The sequence below is a fragment of the Cytobacillus sp. T106 genome (assembly GCF_040492155.1).
Lineage (GTDB): Bacteria > Bacillota > Bacilli > Bacillales > Cytobacillaceae > Bacillus_AB > Bacillus_AB infantis.
On sequence record NZ_JBEUMK010000009.1, the window covers coordinates 160,971 to 173,963 of the forward strand.

Annotated in this window: 15 protein-coding genes; 4 read left to right on the forward strand and 11 right to left on the reverse strand. The window is 48.9% G+C overall.

From position 1 onward, the window contains the following. Positions 1–3 precede the first annotated feature (3 nt). Positions 4–573, forward strand: a complete 570-nt coding sequence (gene cotJC, locus ABU165_RS16715; protein WP_009792220.1) for a spore coat protein CotJC — start codon at positions 4–6, stop codon at positions 571–573. 45 nt (positions 574–618) lie between these two features. Here cotJC and abc-f read toward each other — a convergent pair whose 3' ends face one another. The 3 genes from abc-f to ABU165_RS16730 all read right to left on the reverse strand — a co-directional run bounded on the left by abc-f (position 619) and on the right by ABU165_RS16730 (position 2,980). After that, positions 619–2,502, reverse strand: coding sequence for a ribosomal protection-like ABC-F family protein (gene abc-f / locus ABU165_RS16720; protein WP_318060508.1), 1,884 nt, complete (start codon positions 2,500–2,502; stop codon positions 619–621). A 182-nt stretch (positions 2,503–2,684) separates the two neighbouring features. Next, entirely contained in the window at positions 2,685–2,819 is a 135-nt protein-coding gene (locus ABU165_RS16725) for an RAxF-45 family protein (protein WP_009792223.1), read from the reverse strand. A 26-nt stretch (positions 2,820–2,845) separates the two neighbouring features. Then, complete coding sequence (locus tag ABU165_RS16730; protein ID WP_318060509.1) at positions 2,846–2,980, reverse strand: hypothetical protein; 135 nt, start codon at positions 2,978–2,980, stop codon at positions 2,846–2,848. Positions 2,981–3,088: 108 nt separating this feature from the next. Between ABU165_RS16730 and ABU165_RS16735 the strand changes: the two genes are divergently transcribed. After that, positions 3,089–3,808 carry a tryptophan-rich sensory protein gene (locus ABU165_RS16735; RefSeq protein ID WP_318060510.1) on the forward strand — a complete coding sequence of 240 codons (720 nt, stop codon included), beginning with the start codon at positions 3,089–3,091 and terminating at the stop codon, positions 3,806–3,808. Positions 3,809–4,383: 575 nt separating this feature from the next. Here the strand turns inward: ABU165_RS16735 and ABU165_RS16740 are convergent. The 5 genes from ABU165_RS16740 to ABU165_RS16760 form a co-directional block, all read right to left on the reverse strand. Continuing rightward, the gene (locus ABU165_RS16740) at positions 4,384–5,016 is read right to left on the reverse strand and encodes a response regulator transcription factor (protein WP_009792227.1); all 633 of its coding nucleotides are present in this window, start codon (positions 5,014–5,016) and stop codon (positions 4,384–4,386) included. Next, positions 5,009–6,052 carry a sensor histidine kinase gene (locus ABU165_RS16745; protein WP_009792228.1) on the reverse strand — a complete coding sequence of 348 codons (1,044 nt, stop codon included), beginning with the start codon at positions 6,050–6,052 and terminating at the stop codon, positions 5,009–5,011. The genes ABU165_RS16740 and ABU165_RS16745 overlap by 8 nt, the downstream gene beginning before the upstream one ends. Further along, positions 6,049–6,789, reverse strand: coding sequence for a cell wall-active antibiotics response protein LiaF (liaF, locus tag ABU165_RS16750; RefSeq protein WP_009792229.1), 741 nt, complete (start codon positions 6,787–6,789; stop codon positions 6,049–6,051). Before liaF ends, ABU165_RS16745 begins: the two co-directional genes overlap by 4 nt. Positions 6,790–6,913: 124 nt before the next feature. Beyond that, the gene (locus ABU165_RS16755) at positions 6,914–7,561 is read right to left on the reverse strand and encodes a PspA/IM30 family protein (RefSeq protein ID WP_009792230.1); all 648 of its coding nucleotides are present in this window, start codon (positions 7,559–7,561) and stop codon (positions 6,914–6,916) included. Positions 7,562–7,585: 24 nt separating this feature from the next. Further along, positions 7,586–7,930: a lmo0954 family membrane protein gene (locus tag ABU165_RS16760; RefSeq protein WP_009792231.1), complete on the reverse strand. Its 345-nt coding sequence runs from the start codon at positions 7,928–7,930 to the stop codon at positions 7,586–7,588. A 211-nt stretch (positions 7,931–8,141) separates the two neighbouring features. Here ABU165_RS16760 and ABU165_RS16765 point away from each other — a divergent pair, with 211 nt between their 5' ends. Continuing rightward, entirely contained in the window at positions 8,142–8,642 is a 501-nt protein-coding gene (locus tag ABU165_RS16765) for a hypothetical protein (RefSeq protein ID WP_009792232.1), read from the forward strand. A 15-nt stretch (positions 8,643–8,657) separates the two neighbouring features. Here ABU165_RS16765 and shc read toward each other — a convergent pair whose 3' ends face one another. After that, entirely contained in the window at positions 8,658–10,544 is a 1,887-nt protein-coding gene (gene shc / locus ABU165_RS16770; RefSeq protein WP_318060511.1) for a squalene--hopene cyclase, read from the reverse strand. A 148-nt stretch (positions 10,545–10,692) separates the two neighbouring features. Here shc and ABU165_RS16775 point away from each other — a divergent pair, with 148 nt between their 5' ends. After that, positions 10,693–10,845, forward strand: a complete 153-nt coding sequence (locus ABU165_RS16775) for a hypothetical protein (RefSeq protein WP_165352706.1) — start codon at positions 10,693–10,695, stop codon at positions 10,843–10,845. 300 nt (positions 10,846–11,145) lie between these two features. On the opposite strand, the gene ABU165_RS16780 is transcribed toward ABU165_RS16775, so the two are convergent. After that, the gene (locus tag ABU165_RS16780) at positions 11,146–11,955 is read right to left on the reverse strand and encodes an Fpg/Nei family DNA glycosylase (protein ID WP_318060512.1); all 810 of its coding nucleotides are present in this window, start codon (positions 11,953–11,955) and stop codon (positions 11,146–11,148) included. Positions 11,956–12,020: 65 nt separating this feature from the next. Continuing rightward, the gene (locus ABU165_RS16785) at positions 12,021–12,920 is read right to left on the reverse strand and encodes a phosphotransferase (RefSeq protein ID WP_318060513.1); all 900 of its coding nucleotides are present in this window, start codon (positions 12,918–12,920) and stop codon (positions 12,021–12,023) included. Positions 12,921–12,993 lie beyond the last annotated feature (73 nt).

The following is a 12,993-nucleotide window of genomic DNA, read 5'->3' on the forward strand; positions in this document are numbered from 1 at the left end:
TTCATGTGGGTTTATGAGAAAAAACTGCAATATCCAGTGAAAGTAAGCACATGCAATCCGACATTGGCGAAGTACTTAATCGAGCAGTACGGCGGAGCAGACGGCGAGCTGGCGGCTGCCCTCCGCTACTTGAATCAGCGCTATACCATCCCGGAAAAAGTGATCGGACTCCTCACAGACATCGGAACAGAGGAATTCGCCCATCTTGAGATGATCGCTACTATGATTTACAAGCTGACCAAGGACGCCACCCCTGAACAGCTGAAGGAAGCGGGCCTTGGCGAGCATTATGTTAATCACGACAGTGCACTGTTTTATCATAATGCGGCCGGTGTCCCATGGACCGCCTCCTACATACAGGCGAAAGGGGACCCGATTGCCGACCTGTACGAGGATATCGCGGCAGAGGAAAAAGCGCGGGCAACCTATCAATGGCTGATCGACATCTCTGACGACCCTGATCTGAATGACAGCCTCCGCTTCCTGAGGGAAAGGGAAATCGTCCACAGCATGCGCTTCCGTGAAGCGGTGGAGATCCTGAAGGATGAGCGTGATAAAAAGAAGATATTCTAATAGATCCAAAATGAAGAAGCCGGATCCTCATCCGGCTTCTGTCTGTTATGAAAGGCATTCTTCCAGCTTCCTATACAATTCTTCTCTTCTTTGTTCCAGCTCTTCTTTCTCCCTGAACATATTTTGCAGGGCAGACAAATCCTTTTCAGCCTCCAGTCTGCCGTCCAGTGCAGAGATTTCCGCTTCTATCAGCATAATGTCTTTTTCGGTCTGCTCAGGATTCTCACTGCTCACCTTTTGGACTGCACGATGCACTGCCGGCTTCTTTTTTACAGGCTTTTCTTCTGTAAAGGCCGCCTGCTTTTTTTCTGCCTTCTTCCCCTTAGCCCAATCATAGCTGCCAGCAAAGGTAAGCAGCTGCCGGTTTTCAATCCAGCTGATCCTGGTGAACAGCTTATTCAGGAAATAGCGGTCATGCGAGACTGCGAGAATGGTCCCTTTATAGTCCTGCAGCGCCTCCTCCAGCACCTCCCGGGATTCAATGTCGAGATGGTTTGTCGGTTCATCCAGAATCAGAAAGTTGATATCCTGGTACATCAGCTGGGCGAGCCGCAGGCGCATTTTTTCACCGCCGCTCAATTTGGACACCCTGCGGAAGACCGCATGGCCGTAGAACAGGAAGCCTGCCAGGATATTACGCGCCTCCCCTTCTGCCACAGAAACCTCATTCCGGAATGCTTCAAGGACGGTTTCATCTTCCGAGCCAGGCTGGATATGCTGCGAAAGATAGCCTATTTTCACATTGCTCCCAATCCGCACCTCCCCTGCATCTGCCGGCACCTCGCCGAGGATCATTTTTAAGAGTGTCGACTTTCCGCTGCCGTTGCTGCCGACAATCGCTGTCCTTTCCTGAAACTGGATATGGAGATGGGCATCTTCAAAAAGCGTCTGACTGCCAAAATGCTTGGAAGCCCCTTTCACCACCACTACATCCTTGCCGCTCCGCTGGGCAGAATCAAGTTCCATATTCATTTTCTTCCGGTTCAGGATGGGACGGTCGAGCTTTTCCATCCGTTCAAGCGCTCTTTCCATGCTTCTCGCCCTTTTGTGCAGCCCCTCATTCGGCGGGTTGGCCTGATTGGCCCATTCACGCAGGCGTTTGATGGTTTCCTTCATTTTCTTGATTTTCTTCTGCTGCTCTTCGTACTGCTGGAATTCCCTCAAAAGCCTTTCTTCTTTTTCTTTTACAAATCCGCTGTAGCCGGTCTGATAAGAAGTGAGCTCCCCATCTTCAAGATCAAAAATCCTGTTGGCGATTTCATCCAGAAAATAGCGGTCGTGGGATACAACAATCACCGTTCCATCGTATTCTTTTAAAAATACCCCCAGCCACTCTACCGCATCGATATCCAGATGATTAGTCGGCTCATCGAGCAGGAGGAAATCAGGATTTTGCAGCAGGGTGAAGCCAAGTGAGACTTTTGTTTTTTCCCCGCCGCTCAAGGACGAAAAGCTTTTGTTCAGTAAATCCTCAATCTTCAGGCCTGATGCCACCCTGGCCAGACTTGCCTCCATTTCATAGCCGCCGCCGTGGGCAAATTGCTCCTGAAGCACGCCATAATCTGCGATATACCGCTCCAGCCTGCTAGCATCTTTTTCCTCGGCCATTGCCTGCTCGCACTCTTTCATCTTCCTCTCAACCACTGTCAGTTCCTTGAATGCCTGAAGGAGTACATCCCTGCCTGAAAAATGCTCAGGATATTCAGGGATCTGCGAGAGATAGCCAATCCTCGTGCCTTTTTTCCAATGGACCTGGCCTTTATCAGGTGTTTCGATGCCGGCCAGCAGCTTGAATAAAGTTGTCTTGCCGCTGCCATTCCTTCCTACAAGGCCGACGCGGTCCCCTTCATGAATCTCAAAAGCCACTTCCTCAAAGATTGTTGTGCCTGCGTACATTTTTGCTATATCATTTCCGCTGCATGCGATCATTTTTCATTTCCTCCAAATTTCAGTTATTTTTTTGCATAATAAAAAGCCATGGGAAAAATTCACCCATGGCCCTGCTTTTATGACAGACCCGTCCTGATAGCAGGACAAAGCCAAAAAAAGGGGAGCATCCATAAGAAGCTCCCCTTTTGCCCGTTCATAAATAAGCGGATCAGAGATGTTTCTCACCGTTTTGTTTTCCATATGAAGCTGCTGAAAATGGACAGACTTGTCCCGTTAACAGCAGCTTCATGAAAAATTGCACGGCAGATCGACAGGTATGACATCCAGTCTCCGCGCAGCAAAACAGCGTTATTCATCTCTTCTCCACCTCCCTTTGATATAGTTAGCTATATTCTACCGTTGTCAGAATCATTTTGCAAGCCTGATTATTAGGGGTATACATTCCCTTGTGCAGCAGTAGCTGACCGGCCACACCCGGCTGGAGCATGATATTGAGGGCTTTTTCATTCTTTTGCATAGATCAGCGCTCTCCCCAGTGGTTATCTTCTCCCTCTGTGAGGAATAAGGTAAATAGGCAGCTGGTGCCTGCCACCATGCTCAATTTATAGAGAGAGGAGAAATATTGATGCTTCGTGCCATCCTGCATGTTATTTTCTTTTTACTTGTTGTGGGCGTTAATATACTGGCAAATGCGCTTCCTTTGAATGGGCAGACCACCGGGGAAATCTCGGATCGGCTCGATGTGCTGTTCACCCCTGCCGGCTATGTATTTTCAATATGGGGACTTATTTATATACTGCTGGGAATCTGGGTACTGAGGGAATTTCCAAAGGACCGGCGGAACCTTCCGCTTTACGAGAATACCAGCTTGTTCTTTATCCTCAGCTGCCTGCTGAACAGCGCGTGGATTTTTGCCTGGCATTATGAATTCTTCCTTGTATCAGTCCTGCTGCTGATCGGACTTCTGCTAAATTTGATCTTTCTTTATATCCGTCTGCAGGCTGCCAGCCCATCCTTCTTCGACAGGCTGCCCTTCTCCGTTTATCTCGGCTGGGTCAGCGTCGCAGTGATTGCGAATATCAGCTATTATCTCGAGTATATCGGCTGGGGCGGCTTCGGCCTGCCGGATGCCGCCTGGACGATCATCATGCTCTCCGTGGCTTCAGCCCTAGCCATCATATTCCGGATCAAAAACAGCGCCCCCGTATACCCGCTCGTCTTTGTCTGGGCCTTCATCGGCATCGCCGTCAGAAACTGGGATGAACATGCTGCAGTATCTTACACAGCGCTGGGATTGGCAGCGGTTATATTGGTTTTTGCAGTCATTCCTTTTAAGAGGGATTGATGAAAACTCCTGCCCGGTGGTGGGCAGGAGTTATTGAACTAAAATAAGACTAGTATACAAGGGATCGAAGAATTGCCCCAAAATTATAGAGCCCTGTTGATTGCAGCGAAAGGCACGTAGACTCCTGCGGGAGATAGCGGCAGAGCTGAGACCCCGCAGCGAACAAGCGTGAGGAGGCTCAGCGCCGCCCCGCGGAAAGCGAAGTGCCTGCAGCGGAAATCAACAGCCCCCATTCAGAAAGATATTTCATGAAGAGATTAGAGGACTTCCTCAAAATTCCGAAGACCTGTTGATTGCAGCGAAAGGCACGAAGACTCCTCATAAAATGCATGCGCATTTTTCTCGTGCGGTGCAATTGCGAAGAAGAGGATTCAACGTCCTGCGGGAAGTAGCGGCAGAGCTGAGACCCCGCAGCGCGCAAGCGTGAGGAGGCTCAGCGCCGCCCCGCGGAAAGCGAAGTGCCTGGAACGGAAATCAACAGCCCCATTTATAAGCAAAAGAAGACTGTAAATAAACTCGATGATTTGTTCAAGTTTATCTACAGTCTTCAGCTTTTTAAAAAACAGAATCCCCGGTTAGTTCGCCAGCGAATGCTTAAACGCATAAATCACAGCCTGTGTCCGGTCCTGGACCTGAAGCTTGCTGAGGATATTGCTGACATGCGTCTTCACTGTCTTTAAGGCAATAAAAAGCTCATCCGCAATTTCCTGGTTCGTCTTCCCTTCTGTCATCAGCAGCAGGATTTCCATTTCCCTGCTCGTGAGCTCTTCATGGGGAAGCACAGTCTGCTTCTGCCGCATCTTCACCATCATTTTTCCTGTGACCTCAGGCTCAAGCACCGATTGGCCATGGAAGGTCGCACGGACTGCATCGGCAATCTCGCTTGCCTTGGACGTTTTCAGCATATAGCTGGAAGCACCTGCTTCAAGTGCAGGATAGACCTTTTCATCATCCAGGAAGCTTGTGACGATAATCACCTTCGCTTCCGGCCACGCTTCAATGATTCCACGTGTTGCCTCGATTCCGTCCATTTCCTTCATAACCAGGTCCATCAGGATAATATCCGGCCGGAGCTCAAGGGCCAGATCAATCGCTGTCCGGCCGTTGTCAGCTTCCCCGATCACCTCGATATCCGGCTGGGCGGAAAGATAGGAAGATACACCGATCCTAACCATTTCATGGTCATCAACAAATAATACTTTAATCATTCTCTTCACCCTCACTCTTCATCATAGGCACCTTCACTTCGAGGCGCGTTCCTTTATTTTTGAGGCTGATGATTTTCAGGGAGCCGCCGATCTCCACAGCCCGTTCATACATATTCTGCATCCCATAAGAGCCTGCCTTCGTTTCCTCGACGTCAAATCCGATCCCATCATCGGCAATCCGCATGATGATCAGCCCGTCCCTCTGGATCAGCAGCACTTCAAGCTGGGTCGACTTGGCATGGCGCAGCGTATTGGAGACAGATTCCTGGAGGATCCGGAACAGATGGTCCTCGACTCCTTTATCCATCAAAAACTCTTCAACCTTCCACTGGATTTTCATGGTGACTTTCTGGGAGAGCTCAAGCAGCAGCTCTTCTATGCCCTCCTGCAGTGTTTTTCCCTTCAGGGCGGCCGGACGCAAGTGGAGGAGCAGGGCGCGCATCTCAAGCTGTGATTGATGGATCATCGCTTCGACCATTTTCAGCTGCTTGGTTTCCCTGTCTTCCTGGCTCCGTGTTTCATTGATGGCAGACATCAGCATGGAGGCCGCGAACAGCTGCTGGCTCACAGAGTCATGAAGCTCGCGCGCCAGCCGGTTGCGCTCCTGGGAAATGATTTCCTGGATCCGGCTTTCCAGATCCTCTGCCTTTTCTGTTGCAAGCTTCTGCGAAATCTTTGCTTGCTCCGAAATCTGCCGCTGGATTTTGCCTACCCTCATCCATAGGGGCTGGAGCTCTGAAGGGGTGTTATCATCATGAAGGCTGATGGCCCTGCCTTCCTCCAGCTGGTAAAGCCAGTCGTCAACCGTCTGGAGCTGTTTTTTCCTGTAGATGCCGGATACAAGCCCAGAGAGAATGCCGATTGCCGCACAGATGCTTGCTGCAAACAGGAGAAAGGGAATATCCATGATCTCCCGTTCCCAAAGCCCGCTCCAATCGGCCAGCGGAAAGACGGTAAAATAGGAAACGCCAAGAAAGATGGACACAAGGAGAGCAACCGACAGTCCTAACGCAATCTGCCGCTGGATTGTCTTCATACACGCTTCACCTCGATATCCCCAACAAGGAGCGAAGTAAAGATCTTAATCTTCTGCTCTGCTTCTTCGTAGCCTGGTGTTTTGAACTGCAGTGTCTGATTGAACATCTGCGGCTCTCGTTTATCAAAAATACCGGCAGATCCGGCAATCACAGAATGATACACATTCACTTCGAGATCATACGGAACAAGGATCTGTATATTACCGATAAAATTGCGGATGAATATGACCGTCTCCCCTTTGGGGAGCACCGTATAGCTCAAATCGATGATCGTATCGCCGATGCCGGCCTGGATATTGATGTCGCTCCATTCATATACATGCTCAGGCGTTTTCTGCCGCCCGAATAGAATGTTTTCAAAAAGCGGGCGCCCTTTGATGATCTCTTCACTCGGCTTTGAATCAAAAGGATCTGCTTCCTTGATGACCGGCCTGATGCGGTCGGCGTCCCGCTTGGACTGCGCATATTGGATGACAAAATGGATCAGGATGGCCAGCAGGAAAAATTTGAAGGTCATCATATTGAAGACACTGATGACAAAGAAGGCAAGTCCTGCCCAGAAGAGGATTTTTCCGGAGCTGTGGGGAAGGCGTTTCCTTCCGAAATACACCATTCCAATCGAAACCAGAAGGGAGAAAATCAGCCCGTGATTAAAAAAAGATACCTCCAGAAAAAGGACAAGGGCACCAAGCAATAGAATCCAGCTGATATATTCGCTTTTGATTTTTTTAAGCATTGATCATTTCCTCCCTTCATGATGACTGGCGCATGATGTACGCGATTCTCTATTGTAAGCTGTTTCAGCATAATGGCGAAAAAAGGCGCAGGAACTCTACGCCTCTTTAGAATACCAGTTTGTTTTATGAAATAGAATGAGTTTCTTTCTTTTTCATATCTTTTTCAAGCTGGGCGATTTTTGAATCGATTGTGCTCTGATAGTAGGCATCGTTCACCTTCTGCTCAAGCCGGTCAAGATATGACTCGATATTTTCAAACCTGGATTCAGCTTTGCCTGATTGGGAGCTGCTGTCAATCACCTGGTCCATCTTGCGGTTGGCCCTGGTCACATTTTCCCTTCCCATGAGCTCAAGGCGGCGGATATGCATATCCTTCAGCTTATGCTTCATCTCTTCATATTTTCTTTCCAGCTCAACCAGCTGCTGGGAAGCCTGCTCGAGAGCCTGCTTCAGCCTTACAGCCCGCTCTTCATATTGAAGCTGTTCCTGGACTGCAAATTGGGATAATTCTGTCTCCCCTGCCTCTGAAGCAACTTCTGCCTGGCGCTTGCGCTTTTCAGCCAATTCAGCCGCTCCCTTATATTCTTTTGCAAATTCCTCTTTCAGAGAATACTGGCGCTCAAGGAGCTTGCGGACTTTCTCTGTTTCCTGCTCGCATTGGCGCAGGTACTGGTTAAGAAGTGATACCGGATTCTTCTGCTCTTTCTGGTCCATTGCCTCGTGCAGATCTGCCATGATGGTATTTTTCAGTCTGGTAAATAAGTTTGCCATAATAATCTCCCTTTCGTTTTCAGATTAATATTGATTGATTTTTGACCATTCTTTTTCAAAGTTAGTGAATGGATCCTGGTCTTCTTTGACAAATGTTTTCTTGTCATTCCACTTTTTATAGATCACATAAAGGATGTAAGCAGCGGCAATTCCGAGGATGGCCGGAATATTGGAGGCAGCTGCCGTGAGGGCGAACACCCCGACAATGCCCCAGCCGATTTTTGCCCCTGTTGAATCAGCCTTCAGGAACTGCTTGAATACGAAGTATAGAATCAGCAATGAGATGGCCAGGCCGATCATCGGCCCCAAATTGGATAGAAGCACCAGCCCTGCGATTCCCCCTGCTAAAAGTAAGCCAAATTTTTTCATGTACGTTTCCTCCTTTCATGTTTCCATCTTACCTTTCCAGCCAAAATCCTATAACGAGCCTGAGCTTTATTTTCATATAGGACCTGGGGCTTAGGAGCTGGTCAGACTTTGTTAAAGGCGTAAATATTGGAAGGGGAAAACCTGTTATTGTGCTGGCAGGAAGGGTAGATAAAGGAGGAATTACAATTGAGACAATCAGGAGGACACCAATGTGTTTGGCTTCGATGATTTTGTAAAGTTTATGCAGGCATTTTTTATTGTTCTTCCTATCGTGACACTCATCCATGTGGCCGGACATGTTTTTTTCGCCGGAATCTTTGGAGGGAAGGGCCTTAAAGTCATTATCGGCTGCGGTAAAAGTTTATTTTCTTTTAAATACTTTGAGATAAAGCGGTTCTACTTCTGGTATAGCGGCTGTGAGTTCCAAAGCCTGAAGTACGAAAATAAAATCAGCCTCTCTTTTATATATCTTGGCGGCACACTCTTCAACATGATCAGTATCTTTCTTATCAACTACCTGATCGGCTCAGGCGTACTTGAAGCATCTTTGCTTTGGTACCAATTTATCTATTTCTCTTTTTATTTTGTGTTCTTCGCTCTATTCCCGATGGATTTCCCTGACGGCAATCCAAGTGACGGCAAAGCCTTTTACCGGATTATCAGAGACAAGAAGGTTGATTCTACTGATGATTGCCAATGGAAGGTTGAATAGATAAAGCCCCGGATTTCAGTCCGGGGCTTCACTTTTTTCTATATAATGGCTCAAGGCCAGGAGCGGCCATATACAGCGGTAGCTGTGGTAATGAATATAAAAGAAATTGGCCATCCCCTGACCCATTGGATAATCGGCAGTCCAATCCTTGCGCTTGCCTTCCCTCACCAGGAAGGCAGCCCCTTTCCTTGCTGGCGTGCTATCCGCCATGCCGGCAGCAGCAAGGGCATCAACGGCCCATGCGGTCTGGGTGAGGGTGCTTTCCTTCAGCGGGATATACTTTTTCTCCATATCGCTCCGGCAGGATTCTCCCCAGCCGCCATCTTCATTCTGGATGGACAAAAGCCAGTCGATCCCTTTTTTCATGCTTTTATCCTCTAATGTGACACCAACAGCCGCCATTCCGGTTACTGCCGCCCAGGTTCCGTATATATAGCAGATTCCCCAGCGGCCATACCAGGATCCATTCGGTTCCTGATGCTTTTTGAGCCACTTGACCGCTTTTTTGATAGGCGGAAGAGAAGCATCCGAATAGCCGGCCTTGCCAAGGAATTCAAGAGTCCTACCCGTCAGGTCGGCAGTTGAGGGATCGGTCAGGATAAACTCTGCTCCCTGGATGGGAAGCAGATGCAGCAGCTTCTTATCGACATTCCTTTCAAACGCTGGCCAGCCCCCGTCCCTGTTCTGCATTGACAGTGTCCAAAGAAGACCTTTTTTCCATATATCATCATAATGCGGCTTTTCCCGGGCAGGCTGGTGAAGGCTTCTCAGGGCGGCGGTTGTGTCATCCACATCAGGATTGATTGTATTGAAACGCGAAAATCCCCAGCCGCCCGGCTCTGCCTTTGCATTATGGACAATCCAGTCCCCAAACCGGCGATGCTGCTGGCCCGCCAGATACTGGTTGGCTTTTTGGATGGCATTCTCTTTCGGAGGGACGCCTGCTTCCTGAAGGGCATGGCTGATCAGTGCTGTATTCCAGACAGCAGCTGTTGTATATTGAATATGCGTTCGGCCGTCGGCTTTTACAGTCATCCGCTTCAAGCCGGCAACAGCATTTCTGATCGCGGGTTCCTCCGGGCCGCCTCCCAATGCCAGCAGAGCAAAAATCATATAAAATGTGCTGCTGAAATAATTATAAAGCGTCCCGTCCGTCTCTGTATGCGACTGCATATATTCCCTCGCTTTTTCTATCGACCATGCCCGGATCTGACGCGGAATGCCCACAAGCGCCTTAACCCCGGCGGCAAGAAACGAAGTTAAGCTCCTCCATTCTGCACTCCTCAGCTCCGGCCATGGATCATCATCATCCCTGACGGACAAATCGCCAAGATCCGGGCTCAAGGCCGTCTTTCTGCTGAATTTTTTATTGCCCAGAAGAATGACCGGAATCAGATTGGAGCGGCCAAAGACCGAAATATCATACATATTGAGCGGAAAGCTTCTCGGCAGGAGGATCACTTCCATCGGGACCGGAAAAAGAAGGGGCCATGGATACTGCCCTGTCAAGGCAAGCATGATTTTCGTATACATTCCTGCCTTCTTCAGGCCCCCTCCTTTTGTAATCACCCTTCTTGCCTTCACCAGAGCAGGATGATTTTTCTCATAATACCCTGAGTAGAGGAGCGCGTAATAGGCCTCAATCGTTAGTGAAAGGCTCCCTTCATGATGGTCATGGAAAAGCCGCCATGCCCCGTCCTTTCCCTGCCGGCTCAGGATTCCCTTTGCCAGCTCTTTGATCAGCTCTTCCTCATCCTCTTCCTCAAGCGTCCGCAAAAGGACAATCATATAAATATCGGTCATGCATCCTGTATCAAAAGGATGATTCCAGGAACCGTCCGGTGTTTGCTCACTTAAAAGCTGCTGCTTTAACCGTTCGATTTCGCTTTTCACCAGCTGCATGCAGCCCGCCCCCTTATTTCTATTCTTCATAAATATGTATTCAGGAGAAGCCTGTCAGATTCTGAAGCAGCTTATGGCCGATAGGCAATATCTTTCATGCCCCTGCATATAGTTCAGTGAGGACAACTATAAGAAAGGGGGAGGACATATGCTTCTTTCATGGATCATTACTGCCGGCTTTATCCTTTGCCTGGGGCTTGTTGGCGGCATGTTCATCCATTATCTGCGCGCCGCCATGCACACCCATGATTCTGTTACGGTCGATCCGGCGCCGGAGGAAACTAGTGAGGAAATCAATTAAAGGGGCAGCTCGACATATGGTCCATGGTCCAGCGCCGGGCTGGATCATGCAAGTCTTCAGGGCGGCGAAATAGGCTGTAAGCTGGACTTGGTAGATTATCTTTTCATTTGATTAAAAAAGAAGGAAATTCGGTAGATTATTCCGCGAATTGATCTAAAAAATCTTTAAGCTGGTAAATTAACCGGCTCATCAATTAGAAAACGCCAGCCAGCCTTAAAAATCGGGCCGCCAATTCATGTAAAAACATAAAAAGCCCAAGGACCTCCTCCCTGGGCTATTTTTACGCATATAAAAAAGAATTCACGACTGGCAGCCTGGACAATAAAAGGTTTTCCGTGATGAAATCTCTTCCTTTACGATCTGTGAGCCGCAGCGGAGGCAGCTTTCCCCTTCTCTGTCATATACCATGCAGCGTTCATTATAGCCGCCGGTTATCAGATCGCCTTTAAAAAGCGGCTCATCCATATAGCCTCCGCTCTGGATTGCGTTTGCAAACACTGTTTTCATTGCCGGATACAGTCTGCTCTTCTCCATTTCGCTGAGCTCCTCGATTTTCCTCATCGGCAAAAGTCCGGCCTGGTGGCAGATTTCATCTGAATAGCAGTTTCCAATTCCTGCAATGAAATGCTGGTTCACAAGCGATGTCTTGAGCATTCCGCGTTTTTTCTCCAATAACTGGGCAAATGAGGCTGCCGTAAATCCAGGATCCAAAGGTTCCGGTCCCAGCTCTTCGAATTCTTTCTCCAGCTCCTGTGCAGTCAGCAGATGCAGGTAGCCGAGCCGCAGGCCGATGAAGTACAGCTTCCGGCTGCCAAATGACAGGATCACCTGCTTTGTCCTGTCAGGATTATCTTCGTCATTGCCAAGATACATCCATCCTCCAAGCATCAGATGGAGGAGAAGATTTTTTCCGGAGCTGAGCCGGAAGATCAGATGCTTGGCGCGCCTATCGATGCTAGTGATTGTACTGTTCTGCACCTGCCTGATAAATTCTGCCGGCGGAACATTGATAGATTTTTCCCTGTTGATTTCGGCCTCTGTGATCACAAGCCCCGTCAGCTGACGGCCCAGCAGCTGGCGGTAGGTTTCCATTTCAGGAAGCTCGGGCATAAGATGGCCCCCTTTTCATTTCATATAACTAGTATGAAATGAAAAGGGGATCTTCATGTACCCGTTCAGTCAGCCAGCGCCAGGACCAGGCTGTCACTTGCAGCGCCAACTAGAACTGCATCCCCGCGGTCATGGGCATATAGCGCAAGCAGCAAGGCTGTATAGATGCCTTTGAATCTTGCGAGATCCCTTGCTTCGGGCCCAGGTTCTCCATATGCCCCAAAAAACTCTTCCCTGGCATCCGGCCGGAGATAACTGTACGCAATGGAAAGGTCAATGCTGGGATTGCCGAGATGAACATCGCCCCAGTCAATGATTCCGCTGATTTCCCCTTCAGAATCGGCCAGGATATTTCTTATATGCAGATCGCCGTGCACAAGAACTGGATCACATTCCACTTTTATGGGTATGGCTTTTTTGATATAAGAAAAAAGGCTTTCTTCCTCCTTAAGGATTCCAGCCGCTTTCCCTTTTTCGGCGTACTCTTCCATTTTCACGAGCCTTGTTTCCATATCAAGCCTGTTATATGTATCATATGGGACACCGAGCTCCTCGGCTCTTTCAATTGGAAAAGAGTGGTGCTGTTTCAGGAATTCAGCCAGCCTGATGGCCGACTTCGTCCCGCCCGGCCCGGCTGGAGCTGATCCGCTGATTTTTCTGTATCCGGAAAAAAACCACGGATAGCCTTTATCAGGTTTTCCGCTAAATACCGGCACAGGATAATCGACTCCGGCAGCAATTCGGAGCTCAGGCAGTATCCGGCTTTCTGTCTTCAGCAGCTCTTCTGCTGCCGCTTTCCGCGGAAAGCGGAATACATATTCATCATTGACTAAAAACACTCTGTTATCAAAGCCTTCTCCAAAGTGCTCCACCTCAGCAGGCGCCAGTTCAGGAAACTGGCTTAACAGAAGTTCCCTTGCCTCAAGGGAAGCAATGGATATTTCTCCACTCCACGGCTGATTCATATACATCCCCTTCCTTTTTCCTTAGTTATACTATTGGCCCCTTCGTTTTTCAACGTCAGAAAAAAGGCACCCT